The following is a 17,650-nucleotide window of genomic DNA, read 5'->3' on the forward strand; positions in this document are numbered from 1 at the left end:
GAATTTTTGGTCAGGCGAGGATCTTTTTCTCCAATTTGTCGATAGCCCCCTGAGCGGCGTCGACAACCAATGAATTCTTGTTTCCCATGGCCATTTTAAGTGCTGGAATATGAGATGGATCTCCTGTGTTGCCTAATGCAATCGCCGCGTTTCGACGAAATATATCCATATCTTGGATGTAGTTGTACATAATCGGGCGAATGACATCCTCGTAATAGGCATCGTCGAGGAGCAGAATTTTTTCTAAATCGAAATCTTTCTTCAGCTCTTCAAGGAACCAGTCTTTTTTTGACATCTTCTCAATGACTTTTTTGTTGCGCGGGCAGGCAAGTTGACACTCATCACAACCATGTATTCTTGTCCCGAGTTTTTCATGTAATGCAGAGTTGGGGGAGCCAAGGATGTTATTCATCAACACGCAGTTCATCGGAAGCAACCGTCTTTCCTCTTTGATTGCCTGGGTGGGACACGCCTTCATGCATTCCTGGCATTTTGGTGGACAGTCACAGGTTATCGTTGGTTTGTCGTATTCCAACTCTGCATCCACCAAGAATGTGTATAGAATGATAAAGGAGCCATTTTCCTTGGTATAGGCAAAATTGTTCTTTCCAAATGTCGTGATCCCGGCCCTCGCACAAGCCATGCGCTTGGGAAGTTCGACATTTCCCTCATACAGGGAGATACCCAGCGATTTAATATATTCTTTGAAAGCATTCTCACGAATGCCGCAGGAAGACCCCTCCAACGGAGAGTATGATCGGCTTAAATAGGTTCGTCCAACATATGGCGTCAGCTCTTCAGGATACAGCATATCACCAAAGCCATAGGTTGAACATATGATGGATTTGCTCTCCGGATAGAATTCTTTTGGGCAGCATCCGTCAATCAAGCGACCCGTTTCGGGCTTGTTAACCCAGGGGGCATAGTCAGGACGGGTGCTCAGCTCCAGCGCATGATCGGCAAATGCATCCGTGGTAGTGATGCCGACTTTAGAAAATCCCAACTCTAACGCTTTCATTTTTAGTTTCTTGGTCAATTCGCTTTTGTCCATAATCCATCACCACTTTTCATTTTTTAATGTCTAATTCATTACCTCACCTGCCTGCAGGAGTTCAAAGAACAAAACCGTGAGGGTTTGAATGAGAGCCACTTTTTAAAATTATCATTTGTCAGGAGTTTGTAAAAGTGGCATAAATGACAAAAAACGAGCCATTAACGACATTTTCGGTAATCAATCGAAAATGTAACACCTCTGGATGATTTATGGTAAACATCACCTTTGTCGTCGATGCAGGTTGTCAATTCTCTGAGATTTCAGGACTGATTGACGGCTTCACTATCGCTAACCACTGGCACGCAACAGACACAGGGGCATGGTCAGAACCTCTCTTTACGACACGGATTCTCAGTCAGGATGGAAAGGCCGTCAAAGTAAGTGGCGACTTTCAGATTATGCCGGAAGGTGCGTTTTAGATTCCCAGCCAACTGACGTTGTTGTTCCACCATTTCTTCCCAGCGCTGAGCTTAATCCTAGTACTGCCGCGCCGTTGCTGGATTGGATCGTCGCCAGGTATGATGATGGAGTCAAGATTGCAAGTATCTGTACGGGGGAGTTTTATTCTTGCAGAAACCGGGTTGCTGGATGGTAGGGAACTACACACTGGTTCTGCTCAAAACTTTTTAAACGCCGTTATCCAAAGGTCCTATTGAAAACTGACAGAATCCTTACGCGTGACAAGGGCTTGATCTGTTCCGGTTCCATTTCGGCCTTTTAGTATATTGCACACTGCCTGACACTTTTGTCGTGTCAACCTCGACACCTATCATGTTTCCTAGAGGAGGGTGTACGAACGAGAATCTGGAAACATCTGGGATACTCTTTGGTACGAATATATGCTTTTAAAAAATATATGAAGCTTCGAAATCAAAATTTCTAATTAATATCACTTTTTTCCGGAATTTTCCGAAATTATTGTCCAGAAAACTGGAAAAAATACATCGATCCTTTTCAGGGAACAGATATATTTTGGTTATCTGTAAGGAATGATAAGCAAAGTGCTACAGCTTCTAAATGGCACAAATATTGCTTGATGAGACAAAAGGAAAGTTTGCTGAAATCTCAAAAGAGGGAACAAGGATGATTAAAATTATACTATCTTTTGTGTTTGTATTAGTTGGTGGACAAGCTCAGGCTTTGACAATTGATGCACTTAAGCTAAGTACTGATGGTTGGACGTTATACGATAACTATTGGACAGGAACAGACAACAGCAATTTATCCGCTGCAGAAATTGCAGCTATAGTTGGAGTCTCAGAGTTGGCTGAACTATATAAAGATGATGTAGATGGTGGAGAAGGGACAGGGTCTGATGCGTTATCTTATGATCCTTATTACACAACCTATTATTTTAACAGTGAATCGGATCCAAAGGATGCTACAATTATGTTCGATGGACCTACAGGCGAAAACATTGACAGCACAAATAAATTCCTATATGTGAAGGACGGTAATCACACTCCAGCTTTCTACGTTTTTGATATAGGAACAGCTTGGGATGGTATTGAGGATCTGGTTATGGTGAATTTCTGGGCCAGCCGAGGGGCGATTTCGCATGTAACTATCTTGGGCAATTCTCCTGTTCCTGTTCCCGAACCAGCCATCATGCTTCTTTTTGGTACAGGCTTGGTTGGTCTTGCTGGTGCTAGACTTAGAAAGAAGAAAAAGTAACATTCCTCTAATCCGAAATACTAAGGCAAGGTCAGAAATGGCTCTGCCTTTTTTTTGTCCGAATAAGAGATTTCCAGATTACCACCAAGATAATTGCTCTATTTCTGCAAAAATCGTTTGCTCGATACTACTTTCAAATCTGCCTTCCGGATAAAGTAACAATCAACCCTTTTCGAGCCGATATTTTTCCAGATTATGTCTGCAGGGCACTTTAGTGAAAGTGTTAGGCTGATCGTAAGATACCACAACAATATACGGAACAAATTCTCTTGGCCTAAAGTCAAGATATTTCCACTAGATCTTAACCGATGGAGTGAAAATCAGATAGAAGATGTTTTCAGGTTATCTTTAGGTAGCACAATCCAAACTTCATGGCAGGTATCTTGACCTTGGTTCCGACATGTATCACCAGTGCCGCCAATGAACTGGTTGCAACAGCGCCACTGTAGTTCTCCACGTTGACGCAAGTGCTTGGTTTGGCGTTATTGACGGTTGCTTTGCCTCAACCCATTTTGAAACCAAAACGTCGATATTGGGCATCAACCAAACCTTTCCCATGGATTAACTGTTTTATGACAGCCTGCTGGCAAGGTCTCCGTGGTTTTATTGAACGTATCCGAAGTCAGGCAAAATGCAGAATGCTATTTTGCCTCGCCGCCGTGAGGCTTGTAGAAGATATGTTCGCCGACCTCGACCGTCTTGCTGTATTCCTTGGACCAACTGGGGGTTACTTTTCGCTGGTGAAAATACAGAGCGCCGCCGGTTCGGTCCTTCAGCTGCCGGTTGAGAGCCTTTCGAGCTATTTCCTTGGCGATCGCGTAGGATTTTTCCTCCTCTGCGTCATCCGAACGGCCATCGCACCACCACGAGAACTGGCAGGCACCCTGCTCGCGGCCTTGCATGACAACTTCACAAATCGTGTTTGGAAAGCCCTCATGACCTAACCGGTTCATAACAACATTGGCTATTGCTTCCATACCGCTCGCCCCCTCGCCCCTGGTTTCCCAGTAGATGGTGCGTGAAAGACAAGTGATCGCGTCGTCCAGGAGCTCTTCGCCGGCCGGATCGACCGCCTGCGCTTCAGGCTTGGTGATGATCTCGGATGGAGACGGCCGCGACTTTCCGCCCTCGGCCGCTGCGTTTTCCTCCAATACCTCCGCCTTGATCTCAGCAGTTTCCGCAATCTGTGCCTGGTCAGCGGCGATCGCTTGGCCCACGAGAATAATTGCCGCAAGGCACGTGGCAATGCATATCCGGCGCATAATCAACCCTCCTTGATGAGTTAAACAAACATGGCCTGACGCCCGAGATTATACGTCAGACGGCCTTCGTGCAGAACGCGGAGCGGGGTGTTTGACAACACGCTCATCAGGCTTCTGTTGTTATCTGAGGTGCACGTCGCGATTTTCCACGAAGAGTTGCTGGATGAAAAACGCCATCACACCAACCCCATTCCCCGGACCGCACCTTCACCGACAATTGAAAAAGATGATCGTCCTTGAAGGCAAATTGAGCGGGAATTGCTGTTTTTTCTATGATATTTCAAAGAGTAATATGGATTATTTTTGATTGACATGCAATCGGACAAGGGTTAGAAAATGACAATAGTAGTTGATAACTAGCCCTGTCCTTTACCCATAAATATTTGAACAACGTAAAATCAAAGAGTTAGGGATATACGAAATAACTTTTTTATCCGATATTCAAAATCTGAGCTTGATAAAAATAATGAGTTAAATCTGCATAGCCATAACCGGAAATGATAGCGGTAAAGGGCGGAACTAGCCATAAAAAACTTAATCCCTGATGGCAAAATATTGAAAAACATGCTGGCGATTCCAGAAAATGTTTTAGCCCCGTTCAATGAAGTCTTACAACAACGAGCAGTTCAAGAATCCTTTCACGTCCATTACAGAAAGCGGCTTGGCTACTTTCTCGATTTTTGCAGAAAGTATCCACCTCCCGAGACCAGATCAGACCAGGTACGTTTGTTCATTGGAAAGCTGAAGTCCAAGAAACAAACCCCTCAACAATGTACTCAGTCACACGTTATCAGCCTGCTTTATGGCTGCGTTCTTCGTTTTTTCGAGTGTATCAGCCTTCGAGTGCAAAATTTCAATTTTGAAGACGGAATACTGACGATGCACGGCAAAGGCGACAAAGATCGAACCGTTCCTCTCCCTCAGAGGCTCATCCCTAAATTGAAAACCCAATTGGAGGTGGTGAGCGAACTCCATGACAAAGACCTGGCGGCAGGTTTCGCAGGAGTATTTCTTGTCGACTCACTCGAAAAAAAGTATCCGGCTGCTGCCAAGGATTTTATCCGGCAATGGTTTTTCCCGCAAAAGGGGTTGACTCCCATACCTGGCACAAAAGAGCATAGACGATATCATCTGCATGTATCGCAGGTTCAGGAGGCGTTGAAAAAAGCCGTAACGGTGCAAAACTCACTAAGCTCGTCAAATCGCATACTTTTCGGTACAGTTTCACCACACACCTTTTACAGGCCAATTACGACATATGAACGATTCAAACAATACTGGACCACACCGATGTGAGAACGACGATGATTTATACCCACTGCACACCTGGAAAAACCGTGAAAGAGGCAAAAAGTCCACTGGATTTTTGAACATTTTTGTGCCATATGACAAAAGCATCAAATCGGGCATGTATTTTGCTATTATTGTTAACACTACTACTGCGTGTATTAGCTAGGTGGAGTCCGTCCAGCTAGTACCTTGTTAGAGGGCAAGCAACCTATAGTGCGGGAGATTGGGATGAAGTACTCAGCGCTACAGGACGAATGGAAAGACATAGGCGACGATGGTTTCGAGTCCCCCTTAGCAGAAACTGCCCCTGAGCAGGTGCTCGTGTTCTCGGACCAGTTCAAGAACGGCTCGATACAGGTAAACATCACACCGCTGAAAGGCTCTAAAACCGGCCGAGGGGATGAAGGCAAGGAACACGCAATTGTGTTTCGGTACTCCGGTTATGAAGGCTACTATTACGCTGGGCTTGGCGCGTTCGATACCAAGTTCTTCATCGGGAAGGTTCTTCCTGGTCCGGTCTGGCAACTGCTCGCGCAAACAGGAAGGCGCTCATCCATCAAGAATACCCACACCTACAGGCTTCGCGTTGAGTGCAATGGAAACAGAATTACGTTGTACGAGAACGATGTGCGCCAGCTCGCTGTATACGATGATACTTATCAGCTTGGGCAGTGGGGGTTCAGATCCTGGCGCTCCAGCGCTCGCTATGCACATCCGATCTTCGCCGCGTCGAAACCTGTGTGTTTTGTGGTGATGCCATTCAAATCTGAACTAAACTTCGTACACAAAGTTATAAGTGAGGTTGTTGAGGAGCATGGCTTCGACTGTATCCGCGCCGACGAGATACTTATCTCTCGACCGGTCATTGAGGATGTAAAAGAACAGATCAGCGGCGCTGATCTGGTGATTGTTGATTTCACGGATAAAAATCCTAATGTCTACTATGAGGCTGGACTGGCAGATGCCTGGAAGAAGAAGTGGATCGTACTCGCACAGAGTCCTGAAGACCTGTTGTTTGATGTAAGACATATCAGAACTATCATGTACTCCAACAGGATGGGCGCCGACATTCAGTTGCGTGAAAAGCTATCCGGTGCTATCGAAGAGACGACAGGAATGCGCCGACAGGGGGACCTATCGGAAATAATTTGATTCCCTTCCAAATTCCAAATGCCCACAAATGCCAAACACCAAATGGTGCCAAATGGGGATAAAGAATTGATTTCACAATCATGAAACACATAAAGTTGTGTGTTTTTCTCTTAGAAGGCAACTTTTCAACGCCGAAAAGTAGCTTTTAAGGAAACCATCATGCCGAAATCAACTTTGAATGGGGTTGAGGTAATAATCTGATTGAGGCCAAATAAAAAACTAAGAGAGATGATCATGAACAAGTTTGTGAAGGTTTTTGATGCTCGGGCCGAGCGGTTCACCAAGCTGAAAATCCACAGCGCGGGCTGGTCATGCTTTCCGGTGGCGCTGGTCTGCTTCATGTTGTTTGCTGCAGCCTGCGGCAGTATTGGTCCCCTGCCGCTGCAAACGCTCGACGGCCAACAACCCCTGGTGATCGCTCATCGCGGCGCCTCCGGCTACTTACCCGAGCACACCCTGGAGGCCTACCAGAGAGCGATCGAGCTCGGCGCCGATGTCATCGAACCCGATCTGATCTCCACCAAGGACGGCATACTGATCGCCAGCCACTACCCCAATCTGGCCATGAACACGGATGTTGCCGGTCACCCGGAATTCGCAAGCCGTAAGCGCGAGGACTGGAAGGTGGATGGTGAGACACAGACCGGCTGGTTCGCCCATGATTTCACCCTCGCCGAAATCAAGACCTTGGGAGTCGTGACCACAGACCCTGAGCGTCCGCAACAGTACAACGGAAAGCTCCGGATGGTCACCCTGCAGGAGGTAATCGACCTGGTCAAGGCGGAGAGCACCAGGCTCGGGCGCTCTATTGCCGTGTACTCCGAGACAAAGAACCCCTCGTATCATCGCGACCTCGGTCTGCCGCTTGAGGACAAGCTCATCGCCGCCATTCAATCCGCAAACTGGAACAGCAGATCTGCACCCGTCTTCGTGCAGAGCTTCGAGCCGAGCAGTCTGAAGGAGATGCGAGCCAAAGGGTTAAACGTGCGCATGGTGCAACTCATCGACGCCGACGGCTACGACCTTAAGACGGGTGATCTCACCTATGCTGCTCCCTACCACCGCCCCTACGACTGGGAGAAAGCAGGCGACCAACGACTATTCAGCGACATGGTGACGCCCGTCGGGCTTGCCGAAATCAGAACCTACGCTGATGGGGTCGGTCCATGGAAACCGTACATCGTGCCAGTGAAAGGCCAACTCGATGCGGACGGCCAGGTGAAAGATATCAACGGTGACGGGAAGACCAATTTGATGGATGCCGACTCTCAGGATTCCACCTCGCTGATCGCCGACGCACATAAATTGGGACTGTTCGTTCACGCTTTCACTTTCCGGAACGAGAAGCGCCACCTGGCCCACAACTATGAAGGAGACCCTCAGCGCGAGTACCTGCAGTTCTTTCGTTTGGGCATCGACGGCGTGTTCAGCGAATTCCCCGACACCGCTTTAGATGCGCGGGCCAGGTACCTTAAAGAGACAAGGCGCTAAGGTTCCCAATACATTGCTTGCCTTTTCAGCGTCCTGTCGTCATTTCTTTTTCAATCACATGGAGCTGCTCTGCTCTTTCAGTCGTGCCTCGCAAAAAACCATAAATTGCGAGGCGAGAGCTTGCGACATCCGATGCTTGCCATCACACCGGTTATAAAAGAAGCCCCCAATCTTTATGAGCAGGAGCTCATCGGCAGCTAACGGGCGTGTATCGGAACATAATCATAACACAGGTTGCCCGTATAGATTTGGCGTGGTCGAGAGATTTTCCAATGGGGGTCATCGATGCTTTCCTTCCACTGGGCGATCCATCCAGGCAGCCGGCCGAGGGCAAACATCACCGTGAACATATTCGTCGGGATACCAATGGCTCGTAGAACAATGCCGCTGTAAAAATCTACATTGGGGTAGAGGTGGTGATCGATAAAATACTGGTCTCTCAAGGCAATTTCCTCAAGCTCTCTGGCGATATCCAGGAGAGGATCATCAATTTGCATTGATTCGAGCAGGTCATCACACATCTTTTTCATAATCTTGGCCCGTGGATCATAGGTCTTATACACCCTGTGGCCGAATCCCATGAGCCGGAAGGGATCGTTTCTGTCTTTGGCGCGCTGGACGGTTTTCTGGCAATTACCGCCGTCGTTTTGGATAGCCGTAAGCATTTCAATGACCGCCTGGTTGGCTCCTCCGTGCAGTGGTCCCCAAAGTGCGGCAATACCCGAAGAAATAGCGGCATAAAGGTTGACCCGGGCGCTGCCGACCATGCGGACTGCGGAGGTCGAACAGTTCTGCTCGTGGTCGGCATGGAGGATCCAGAACCCCCGCAGAGCATTGACTGTTTCCCGTTTGATCTCGTAGGGTTTCACCGGCGAGTCAAACATCATGTTCAGAAAATTTTCACAATAGGTCAGATCCGGGCGTGGAAAAACAATTTCATGACCCCTGGAAATTTTATAAGACATGGCCGCCATGGTCCGCACTTTGGAGAGGAGCCGGGTCATGGTAATGTTGATCTCTTCTTCATGACTATCAAGTGCCGGATAAAAGCTTCTCAGGGCGTTGACCATCGAGGACAGGATGCCCATGGGATGGGCTCCCCTGGGATAATTCTGAAAAAAGGTTTTTAAATCGGTATGGACCAGGCTGTTGTCATTGAGCATCACCGAAAATCGGGTCAGTTCATCCCTGTTGGGCAGCCTGCCGTTGATGAGCAGGTAGACGGTCTCCTTGAAGGAGGAGTGTTCGGCCAGCTGTTCCACGGGGATACCACGATAGCGAAGAATGCCTTTTTCTCCATCCATGAAGGTAATGGCGCTCAGGCAACTGCCGGTGTTGGCATAACCGGGGTCGAGGGTGATAAATCCGGTCTCGGCCCTCAGACTGGAAATATCTATGGCTTTTTCCCCTTCGCTCCCGGTAATCACCGGGAGCATTATTTCTTTTCCGTTATAAGTGAGAGTTGCAAATTCGTCCAAAATATCTCCTTTGTGCTATGATGCTCTGGTGACGCTGGAACCAGAGGCGTAATTTTTGAATTGTAATATCCTGCCGGAAAAAAAGGCGACACTGTATTTTGTAACCTACCAGAACCTCTTTGTAAACCTGGCAATTGTATCAGACAGACAAATAAGTCGGTATATGTTGGTTAGGGGGAGCAGGTCGTTTTTGCAATGTCCGTTTGGGCATCAAGAATGGCTTGTCGAGGTATCTCTCACTGAGAGCTATTATCCACCCCAGCATCCTCAAAAGAGGCCATTTCCCGCATCATGCGGCAGGAGAGGTCAACGAGATTCATGGTTATCGCCGCCCCGGTTCCTTCGCCAAGTCGCATATCCAGGTCGATAACCGGGGTAAGGCCGATGATGGACAGGGCAGACTGCTGTCCTGTTTCCACTGATCTGTGCCCCGCGACAAGATAGTCCTTGATTTCCGGACAGAGCAGATAGGCGAGAAGACCGGCGGCGGTGGAAATAATGCCGTCGAGGACCACACAGCAGCCTGTCGAGGCGGCGGCCAGGACCGCGCCGCAAATGCCGCCGAGTTCGTAACCGCCGACCATGGACAGGAGTTCCAGGGCGTCGGTTTTGCTCGGCTGGTGCAGTGTGAGGGCCTTTTCGAGCACTTCCCGCTTGCGCTCAAGGCCTCGATCGTCAACTCCGGTGCCGCGGCCGGCGATTTTTGATACAGGAAGCCCGGAAGCGCCGCAGATAATCGCCGTGGCGCTGCTGCTGTTGCCGATGCCCATTTCACCCATGCCGACGAGATCGCAGGGCTGCTGGGCGTGTTTTTCGAGAAATATCTCTGCCCCGGCCTCGATGGCTTTAAGTGCATCAGCCGGGCTCATTGCTCTTTGCACGGCAAAATTCCGGGTTCCCCGGGCTATCTTGCGCTTTATCAGCAGTGGGTGATCGCTGAAATCGCCGTTCACGCCCATGTCGATTATAGCCAGATCGATGTCATAGTGGCGGCAAAAGGCATTGATCGCCGCACCGCCATCGAGGAAGTTTTCCACCATCTGCACGGTCACCTTGGCCGGAAAAGCCGAAACGCCTTCCTCGACCACCCCGTGGTCACCGGCGAAGACAAACATTCGTTTGCAGGAAATTGCCGGATGGAGGTTTTGCTGGATGGCGCTTATTTGCACGGCGAGCTTTTCTATGCTTCCCAGGGCACCGAGTGGCTTGGTCTTCAGGTCGACTTTTTTCTGGGCCTGGCTTGTAAAATCCTCCGAGACAGGCTTGATCCCGGCGATGAGCGCGGTAATGTATGGCGACAGCCGGTCTTTGTCTCCGCTTTTACCATGGCTGTTGAGCCTTGCTCTTCCGCCAATGGCCGGTGCAGGAGATGGCAGCGGCAGCTTTGCCGCTGTGCTGAAATCGACAATATATTTCAGAGCATTTCCGGCGAGGATATGCGGCAGCACGGCTTCGACCTCTGTGGGCCCGATGATTTTTTCAACGAGCAGCGCCAGATTATCCTGCTGCCGTGCACAAAAGGGGACGGCCTGGACCATATGTTCTCTTCTCGGGCCGTAGGCACCATGGATTTCCAGTTCCTTGTAGTGGATCAGATTGAGCAGGTTGGTGTCTATCTCCTCGTTTTTTTTCAGGCCGCTGAAAAATACCAGCTGTCCGCCTTTGCGAAGCTTGGTGATACAGAGACTGAAGGCGATATGGCTGTCACAGCAGTTTATGGCCATATCAAAATCGGCGGCTACGGTATCCTTGCACAGGGTAATAGTGTTTTTTTTGCAGAAGGGGCGCAAGCGGTCTATCTTTTCCTGACTCCGTTCAACAACCGTGACCGGGCAGTTGTGCTCCCGGAAAACGAGGGCGGCGATCATGCCGACCACCCCGCCGCCGTAGAGAATGACCCGCTGATTTTCGGTGATGTTCAGGGACGAAAGGCCGTTGAGCACACAGGCCACCGGTTCGGCAAAGGTCAGAAGAGACGGCTCCAGGTCCTCGTTTACGGCAACCAGACTGTCTTTGGGGACGATCACCGTGTGGGCAAAGCCGCCATCCGCATGAAAGCCGATAATGCGCATCTCTTCACAGAGGTTTTCCCGGCCGGTCAGACAATAGCGGCACAGGCCGCAGGTCTGTCCCGGCCAGACGGTATAGAGCTGGCCGTTGTCCAGGTCATAGCCGGCAATTTCATGGCCGAGCACCCTTGGCAGGTGAAGGTCGCGATGGCCGCCACGCCACATCTTGGCATCGGTGCGGCAGACCGCGCAGCAGCTGACCGCCAGGGTGAAATAGCCATCTGGCAACGCGGGCGGGTTGTCTTGTGCAGTGTATTCCAATACTTCACACTGGGTCAGGGCTAATTTCATATCTTTTTATTGCGCAGAGGTTCGTAGCATTCTTCAATGATGGAGAGTTTTCTGAGTTCCGCGCCGACCACACCGGTTTCCTGCAGTTTTTTGCAGAGGTGTCTCGCCTTGTCGGCCTGCTCCAGCGGAAATACGCTGGCCTTGCTCAGGTCGCAGGGTTCAAAATTGTCTTCCCTGCAGCGGAAATAGCTTTCGCCGGCCTTGATTATAAGCAGCTCGGTCATAGCAACGCTCCCGCCCTGTGCAGCTCGGCCAGTCTGACCAGGCCGCCGGTGGGATCGCTGTTCTGGACTTCAACCCAGCGCTTCAGCGTGGACAGCGCCTGTCCGGACCGAAGAATATCCCTGGCCTTGTCGACCCCTTCGGCGATTGTCGCAACCGCATTCTGCACATAAAAGACCAAGCCGCTGTTCAAAATGACCGCATCCATCCGTGCCGCATCGCCCTTGCCGCTTAGCAGTTGGTGCATTTTAACGGCGGCGGTTTTTTTGCTCTGATCCGCGGCGAGCAGTTGCGGTGGATGGGTTTTCAGGCCGCAGTCCTCGGGGTGGAAGGCGAGGTCGGTGAGCATGCCGCTGTGCAGATGGACCCCGGAAGTCATGCCGCAGACGGAGCCCTCATCCATACCCTGCTCGCTGCCGGAGATGCCGCCGTAGACGACAAGGGCATCGGTATAGCCGATTGCCTGCATGACTTCGGCCACCGGGCGAAGCAGAGACGGCGAATAGACACCCCGCAGGGCAACCTTCGGCAGGGCGGGATGGGCAAGGGAGGCGGCAATATTCAGCGGGGAACCAAAACAGATCTGCGACAGGATACGCCCAAGCGCCATGGGGTGGACTTCCGGACTCATGCCGTTAAACAAGCCGATGCCTGCCTGGCGGATACTTTTTTCAACCGTTTTAACGCAACATTCCACATCGACCCCGAGACATTCGACCATATCGACCGTGCCGCAGCTCGAGCTGATGGCTCGAGCGCCATGGCGGGCAATGGTCACTCCTCCAGCCGCCGCGACCAGCGAGGCAGCAGTACTGATATTAAAGGTCTTGAAGCTGTCCATGCCGGTGCCGCAGTTGTCGACGATGGCCAGGTCGGCCAGGTCAACTTTTCGCGTATCGAGCTCGTACACCGCCCGCCAGCCGCCGGCGACCTCGGCCGCGGTTTCGCCTTTGGCGGTAAGGGCGGCGAGAAAGGCGCCCTGCTGCATTTCGGAAACCTCGTTGCCGAGCACCAGGCAAAAGGCCGCATGGGACTCTTCCTGGGAGAGATTTTCCTTGCCGATTAGCCGGGTGATTATTTGTCCAAGTTTTTTGTTCCTTTTCATGTCCATGACCATCTCCGCAATATTTCGAGTGATTTCAAGGTGCACCTGCACATCAGCTTTATACCTTGCTCGAAAAAAGAAAGCAATATCTCCGACACCCTCCTCGGCGAAGATGGCGGGTCAGTTCTGTGCGGCAGTGCACCTGTGCATGGCCAAAGGGCAAAAAGTGGCGGCCGGATGGATTTTTGTACACCGTGACAATTTCCTGTACTGTTACTTTATAATTGACGAGAAATAGCGTATAGTGCAATCCCTTTTGCACTTGGTGCGGGAGTGGGGCGGGCGTGTTGGGCGAGTTGTACTAAATGACAAGCGGAGGCCAGGAGGCCGTCGTGCAGGTCTACTTCAGTGGCTTCATGAATAAAGGAAAAAATATGTTGATTTCACCGGTTGCCATGGCCAGTCCGGAAGGCGAAAATATTCTCCATGGTCTGCTAGATCGTTTCCAGGCGGCCGACAGTTCCTGTCAGCAGTCGGTGACAGAAATAATCGAGGCAGTCAAGAACAACAAAGATGCGGCGGTGGTCGGCTATAGCCGGCAATTTGACGCGCCGAATCTCACCGCCCGGCAATTGCAGGTAAGCAGCAGCGAATTGCAGCAGGCCTATGAACTGGTCGATGACGATTTTCTTGACAGCCTCGGCCGGGCCATCGAGCGGATCCAGGGTTTTCACGAACGGGAAATGGAAGATTCCTGGCTGCAGACCAGGGAAGATGGCACAATTGTCGGGCGACTGGTTCGTCCCGTCGACTCGGCCGGACTGTATGTGCCGGGAGGCAAGGGCGGCAGTACCCCGCTGGTCTCCTCGGTGCTGATGAACGGTATTCCGGCCGGGATTGCCGGGGTTCCCCAGCGGGTCATGGTCACCCCCCCCGGCGAGGATGGCTCGGTCAGCCCGCATCTGCTCGTTGCCGCCCAGGAAATCGGCATTACTGAGATATATAAGGCGGGTTCTGCCTGGGCGATTGCCGCCCTGGCCTACGGTACCGAGACTATCCCCAAAGTAGACGTCATTGTCGGACCGGGCAATCAGTATGTTACCGAGGCGAAAAGACAGGTCTCCGGCATGGTGCGCATTGACATGATCGCCGGCCCGTCCGAGGTGCTGATTGTCGCCGACGAGACGGCCCGGGCGGCCAGTGTCGCTGCGGATATGCTTGCCCAGGCGGAACATGATCCCCTGGCCCTGGCCATTCTTGTCACCACCCATGAACCTCTTGCCGCCGAAGTACTGGCAGAACTTGATCGACAATTGCCGCTTCTTTCCCGGCAGGAAATTGCCCGAACCGCTCTTGGCGACCGGGGCGTGATTCTTATTGCTGCCGATGTCGAGGCGGCCATCGAGGTGGCCAACAGCATCGCCATCGAGCATCTTGAGCTGATGATTGCCGATCCCTGGGCGCAGGTTCCCCATATCCGTCATGCCGGGGCCATCTTTCTCGGCAACAATACCCCGGAGGCGGCGGGGGACTATTTTGCCGGACCAAATCATGTCCTGCCGACCATGGGCACGGCGCGATTTGCCTCGGCCCTGGGGGTGGAGACTTTTCTGAAAAAGAGCTCGATCATCAGTTATTCGGCGGGAGCGCTGGCCGTCGACGGGGAGCATATCATGCGCCTGGCCAGGCTTGAGGGCTTGACCGCCCATGCCGCTTCCGTTGCCGTACGGCTCGGCAAATAATGTTTGATTTCAGGCAGCGGCTGGAGACGGGACTGCACCTGCTGGGGCTGGAAATTTCTCCGGCGAGCGTCGATAGGCTGGCCGTATATTTTGCCGAGCTGAAAAAATGGAGCAGAAAGATCAACCTGATTGCCAAATCGGCCGGCGATGAACAGATCGTCGAAAACCATTTCCTTGATTCCTTGACGCTGCTGCCGCTCATTGGTACTGCCGGGAGCCATCTCCTTGACATCGGCACCGGGGCCGGTTTTCCGGCCCTGGTCTGCAAGGCGGCCTGCCCGGAGCTGGCCGTGACCCTTGTCGAACCGCGCGAAAAAAGGGTAAGTTTCCTCGGGCATATAGTCAGAACGCTTGGCTTGACCGAGGTACGGATTCTCTCCTGTCGGGTGGAAGATGAAATCCAGCTGCCGTCCGCCACGGCGTTCAGCCACATAACCGCCAGGGCGGTGACCGAGATCGGCCCTCTTCTGCAGATGGTCGAGCGATTTGCCCCGTCGAGCCCGCAGCTCGTCTGGATGAAAGGACCGCGGTGGCAGGAGGAAATTACAGCGGCAGCGGAGATTGTCAATCGTTCTTCCTTTCGTCTGGACCGTGTAGTAGAGTGTGCGCTGCCTTTTTCGGGGGCGGAACGTCGAATTGTGATTTTCACAGTGCATGAACATAATGAACATAATGAAAAAAATATAAGGTGAAAGAATGAAAAAAATTGCAGTGCTGACCGGGGATGGTATTGGTCCCGAGGTGATGAGAGAGGCAATCAAGGTCCTTGATGTGGCGCAGAAGAAATTTTCCTTTGCCCTCTCCTACGAGTATGGCGATGTCGGCGGGATAGCCATCGACAACCATGGCGAGGCCTTGCCCGCATCCACCCTGGAACTCTGTGAAAAGAGCGATGCCATCCTCTTTGGTTCCGTCGGCGGGCCGAAGTGGGAGAGTCTGCCTCCGGAGAAGCAGCCGGAGCGTGCGGCGCTGCTCCCGCTCAGGAAGCATTTCGATCTGTTCTGCAATTTCCGACCGGCCAAGGTATTTCCATCCCTGACCGCAGCCTGTCCCCTGCGAGCGGATATTATCGGTACGGGATTTGACATCCTCTGTGTGCGCGAGCTGACCTCCGGCATTTATTTCGGTACCCCGAAGGGCCGGGAAGGGAGTGGGGCAGACGAACGGGCCTTTGACACCATGGCGTATAAACGCTCCGAGATCGAGCGCATCGCCCGAATGGCCTTTGACGCGGCGCGTCTCAGACGAAACAAGGTGACCTCCGTCGATAAGGCCAACGTGCTGACGACCATGGTCCTCTGGCGTGAAGTGGTCATTGAAGTGAGTGGAGACTATCCGGACGTCGAGCTCAATCATATCTATGTCGACAACGCCACCATGCAGCTGGTCCGCGACCCGCACCAGTTTGACGTCATGCTCTGCGGCAATATGTTCGGCGACATCATCTCCGATGAAGCCGCCATGCTCACCGGTTCCATGGGGCTGCTGGCCTCCGCTTCACTCAACAGTGACAGGTTCGGTATGTATGAGCCGGCGGGCGGGTCGGCACCGGATATCGCCGGGCAGGGCATCGCCAATCCCATTGCCGAGATTCTCTCCGCGGCGATGATGCTGCGCTACAGTTTCGGCCTTGATGAGGCAGCGACGGCCATTGACAAGGCGGTTGCCGCAACGCTGGAACAGGGGATTCTCACCGCCGATCTGACACCCGACAAAACAAAGGCGGTCACTACCGCCGCTATGGGTGATGCGATCGTCAGGGCATTATAACAATGAAGCACAATTGACAGCACCGGGATGGGAGCAGCTGCTTCGCGCTGCTCCTGTCGTTCCGGTGTTCAGGGAAGACAGATGAGCAAAAAGGATAATGTCCTTCTGGTTACCAACCATGCCTCCAGTGACTTGGGATATAAGCTGGCGGAACGACTGTGGCTGCCGTTTACTGAAATGGAGCGGAAGTATTTCGCTGATGGGGAGAGCTACCATGCCTTTCCAGAATCCGTCGACGGCAAGGATCTGATCATCCTCGGCGTGACCCACGATGACAGCTCCCATCAGGAATTGATCGACCTGATTTCCGGCGGGAGATACTGGAACGCCGCCTCCATTAACGTTATTATTCCTTTTCTCGGCTACTCGACCATGGAGAGAGCGAAACCAAATTCCCTCGAAATTCCCAAGGGCATCACCCGTACCAGGCAGATATTTCGGGCACGGCCCAATTTTGTCGCCTTTGTCGATCTGCATTCCGAAGCAGTTCTGCATGCGCATGCCGGAGAGGTCCGGACAAAACATATCTGGACGGACGATCTGGTCGTCGACAAGATCAACAAGAGCGGCCTGACCGATTATGTGCTGGTTTCCCCCGATTATGGGTTTTCCAAAAGGGTGGCCCGGTTGGCGAGTTTGCTGAATTGTCCGCATACCGCGGCGGACAAGGACCGCTACGATACCGACAAAACCATTGTCAGCCAGGTTTCCAGCGTGGTCAGGGGCAAGACGGCGATCATCTGTGATGATATGATCCGTACCGGCGGCTCCATTCTGCAGACGGCTGCCAGATGCCTTGAGGCGGGAGCAAAAGACGTGGTGGCCCATGCAACACATCTCGTCATGGCTGGGAATTCCATGGAAAAATTTCGCGGCGGGCTGATCTCCAGGGTCATCGGCTCGGATACCTACCCGGGGCGAACCAGTGATGACCTGCTCGATGTCTATTCCGTGGCACCGCTGCTGGCGGAAGTGATCGAACAGCAACTGAAAATCTGACAGAAAAACAACAATACGGCTCTTTCCCTACCTCATGAAAAAATTGTCCAAGCATCACCCGTTAGTTCTGCAAGACTGTTTCTATTTTTAAAGTACGATATTTCCCCGCGA

At 51.9% G+C, this 17,650-nt stretch carries 16 protein-coding genes; 10 read left to right on the plus strand and 6 right to left on the minus strand.

Translation table 11 applies throughout. The features are described 5' to 3' along the window. Positions 1–10 precede the first annotated feature (10 nt). Positions 11–1,051 carry an epoxyqueuosine reductase gene (locus ACYQ8U_RS09830; RefSeq protein ID WP_459945365.1) on the minus strand — a complete coding sequence of 347 codons (1,041 nt, stop codon included), beginning with the start codon at positions 1,049–1,051 and terminating at the stop codon, positions 11–13. A 212-nt stretch (positions 1,052–1,263) separates the two neighbouring features. Here ACYQ8U_RS09830 and ACYQ8U_RS09835 point away from each other — a divergent pair, with 212 nt between their 5' ends. Together ACYQ8U_RS09835 and ACYQ8U_RS09840 are read left to right on the plus strand one after the other, a co-directional pair. Beyond that, a complete protein-coding gene (locus ACYQ8U_RS09835; RefSeq protein ID WP_459945366.1) occupies positions 1,264–1,473 on the plus strand; it encodes a type 1 glutamine amidotransferase family protein in 210 nt (69 codons plus the stop codon). A gap of 598 nt (positions 1,474–2,071) precedes the next feature. Next, positions 2,072–2,728 (plus strand): PEP-CTERM sorting domain-containing protein, encoded by a 657-nt coding sequence (locus tag ACYQ8U_RS09840; RefSeq protein WP_459945367.1) that lies wholly within the window; start codon positions 2,072–2,074, stop codon positions 2,726–2,728. 641 nt (positions 2,729–3,369) lie between these two features. Here the strand turns inward: ACYQ8U_RS09840 and ACYQ8U_RS09845 are convergent. Then, on the minus strand, positions 3,370–3,990 hold the full coding sequence (locus ACYQ8U_RS09845) for a cell wall hydrolase (RefSeq protein WP_459945368.1): 621 nt from the start codon (positions 3,988–3,990) through the stop codon (positions 3,370–3,372). A gap of 87 nt (positions 3,991–4,077) precedes the next feature. Here ACYQ8U_RS09845 and ACYQ8U_RS09850 point away from each other — a divergent pair, with 87 nt between their 5' ends. The 4 genes from ACYQ8U_RS09850 (at position 4,078) to ACYQ8U_RS09865 (ending at position 7,923) form a co-directional block, all read left to right on the plus strand. Beyond that, complete coding sequence (locus ACYQ8U_RS09850) at positions 4,078–4,230, plus strand: hypothetical protein (RefSeq protein ID WP_459945369.1); 153 nt, start codon at positions 4,078–4,080, stop codon at positions 4,228–4,230. Between the two features lie 324 nt (positions 4,231–4,554). Next, positions 4,555–5,286 carry a tyrosine-type recombinase/integrase gene (locus ACYQ8U_RS09855; protein WP_459945513.1) on the plus strand — a complete coding sequence of 244 codons (732 nt, stop codon included), beginning with the start codon at positions 4,555–4,557 and terminating at the stop codon, positions 5,284–5,286. Between the two features lie 222 nt (positions 5,287–5,508). Beyond that, positions 5,509–6,432 carry a hypothetical protein gene (locus tag ACYQ8U_RS09860; protein ID WP_459945370.1) on the plus strand — a complete coding sequence of 308 codons (924 nt, stop codon included), beginning with the start codon at positions 5,509–5,511 and terminating at the stop codon, positions 6,430–6,432. Between the two features lie 339 nt (positions 6,433–6,771). Then, positions 6,772–7,923 carry a glycerophosphodiester phosphodiesterase gene (locus tag ACYQ8U_RS09865; protein WP_459945514.1) on the plus strand — a complete coding sequence of 384 codons (1,152 nt, stop codon included), beginning with the start codon at positions 6,772–6,774 and terminating at the stop codon, positions 7,921–7,923. Positions 7,924–8,120: 197 nt separating this feature from the next. On the opposite strand, the gene ACYQ8U_RS09870 is transcribed toward ACYQ8U_RS09865, so the two are convergent. The 4 genes from ACYQ8U_RS09870 to trpD form a co-directional block, all read right to left on the minus strand. Further along, the gene (locus ACYQ8U_RS09870) at positions 8,121–9,401 is read right to left on the minus strand and encodes a citrate synthase (protein ID WP_459945371.1); all 1,281 of its coding nucleotides are present in this window, start codon (positions 9,399–9,401) and stop codon (positions 8,121–8,123) included. A gap of 236 nt (positions 9,402–9,637) precedes the next feature. Then, entirely contained in the window at positions 9,638–11,761 is a 2,124-nt protein-coding gene (gene cobT / locus ACYQ8U_RS09875) for a nicotinate-nucleotide--dimethylbenzimidazole phosphoribosyltransferase (protein ID WP_459945372.1), read from the minus strand. Further along, positions 11,758–11,985, minus strand: coding sequence for a hypothetical protein (locus ACYQ8U_RS09880; protein WP_459945373.1), 228 nt, complete (start codon positions 11,983–11,985; stop codon positions 11,758–11,760). The genes cobT and ACYQ8U_RS09880 overlap by 4 nt, the downstream gene beginning before the upstream one ends. Further along, positions 11,982–13,094: an anthranilate phosphoribosyltransferase gene (gene trpD / locus ACYQ8U_RS09885; protein WP_459945374.1), complete on the minus strand. Its 1,113-nt coding sequence runs from the start codon at positions 13,092–13,094 to the stop codon at positions 11,982–11,984. Before trpD ends, ACYQ8U_RS09880 begins: the two co-directional genes overlap by 4 nt. Before the next feature lie 368 nt (positions 13,095–13,462). On the opposite strand from trpD, the gene hisD reads away from it, so the two are divergent. From hisD to prs, 4 genes are all read left to right on the plus strand, one after another. Next, positions 13,463–14,770: a histidinol dehydrogenase gene (gene hisD / locus ACYQ8U_RS09890; RefSeq protein WP_459945515.1), complete on the plus strand. Its 1,308-nt coding sequence runs from the start codon at positions 13,463–13,465 to the stop codon at positions 14,768–14,770. After that, on the plus strand, positions 14,770–15,462 hold the full coding sequence (gene rsmG, locus ACYQ8U_RS09895) for a 16S rRNA (guanine(527)-N(7))-methyltransferase RsmG (protein ID WP_459945375.1): 693 nt from the start codon (positions 14,770–14,772) through the stop codon (positions 15,460–15,462). The genes hisD and rsmG overlap by 1 nt, the downstream gene beginning before the upstream one ends. Before the next feature lie 4 nt (positions 15,463–15,466). Further along, positions 15,467–16,540 carry a 3-isopropylmalate dehydrogenase gene (leuB, locus tag ACYQ8U_RS09900; RefSeq protein WP_459945376.1) on the plus strand — a complete coding sequence of 358 codons (1,074 nt, stop codon included), beginning with the start codon at positions 15,467–15,469 and terminating at the stop codon, positions 16,538–16,540. An 81-nt stretch (positions 16,541–16,621) separates the two neighbouring features. Further along, a complete protein-coding gene (gene prs / locus ACYQ8U_RS09905; protein WP_459945377.1) occupies positions 16,622–17,539 on the plus strand; it encodes a ribose-phosphate diphosphokinase in 918 nt (305 codons plus the stop codon). Positions 17,540–17,650 lie beyond the last annotated feature (111 nt).

This window comes from Desulfocastanea catecholica, assembly GCF_054657295.1.

Excerpts from the sequence above, each read along its gene's own strand:
- ACYQ8U_RS09845 (WP_459945368.1), bottom strand. The coding sequence starts at position 3,990 with ATGCGCCGGATATGCATTGCCACGTGCCTTGCGGCAATTATTCTCGTG.
- ACYQ8U_RS09860 (WP_459945370.1), top strand. The coding sequence starts at position 5,509 with ATGAAGTACTCAGCGCTACAGGACGAATGGAAAGACATAGGCGACGAT.
- ACYQ8U_RS09855 (WP_459945513.1), top strand. The coding sequence starts at position 4,555 with ATGCTGGCGATTCCAGAAAATGTTTTAGCCCCGTTCAATGAAGTCTTA.
- trpD (WP_459945374.1), bottom strand. The coding sequence starts at position 13,094 with ATGGACATGAAAAGGAACAAAAAACTTGGACAAATAATCACCCGGCTA.
- hisD (WP_459945515.1), top strand. The coding sequence starts at position 13,463 with ATGTTGATTTCACCGGTTGCCATGGCCAGTCCGGAAGGCGAAAATATT.
- rsmG (WP_459945375.1), top strand. The coding sequence starts at position 14,770 with ATGTTTGATTTCAGGCAGCGGCTGGAGACGGGACTGCACCTGCTGGGG.
- ACYQ8U_RS09840 (WP_459945367.1), top strand. The coding sequence starts at position 2,072 with ATGGCACAAATATTGCTTGATGAGACAAAAGGAAAGTTTGCTGAAATC.
- ACYQ8U_RS09835 (WP_459945366.1), top strand. The coding sequence starts at position 1,264 with ATGGTAAACATCACCTTTGTCGTCGATGCAGGTTGTCAATTCTCTGAG.
- cobT (WP_459945372.1), bottom strand. The coding sequence starts at position 11,761 with ATGAAATTAGCCCTGACCCAGTGTGAAGTATTGGAATACACTGCACAA.
- ACYQ8U_RS09830 (WP_459945365.1), bottom strand. The coding sequence starts at position 1,051 with ATGGACAAAAGCGAATTGACCAAGAAACTAAAAATGAAAGCGTTAGAG.
- ACYQ8U_RS09865 (WP_459945514.1), top strand. The coding sequence starts at position 6,772 with ATGTTGTTTGCTGCAGCCTGCGGCAGTATTGGTCCCCTGCCGCTGCAA.
- leuB (WP_459945376.1), top strand. The coding sequence starts at position 15,467 with ATGAAAAAAATTGCAGTGCTGACCGGGGATGGTATTGGTCCCGAGGTG.
- ACYQ8U_RS09880 (WP_459945373.1), bottom strand. The coding sequence starts at position 11,985 with ATGACCGAGCTGCTTATAATCAAGGCCGGCGAAAGCTATTTCCGCTGC.
- prs (WP_459945377.1), top strand. The coding sequence starts at position 16,622 with ATGAGCAAAAAGGATAATGTCCTTCTGGTTACCAACCATGCCTCCAGT.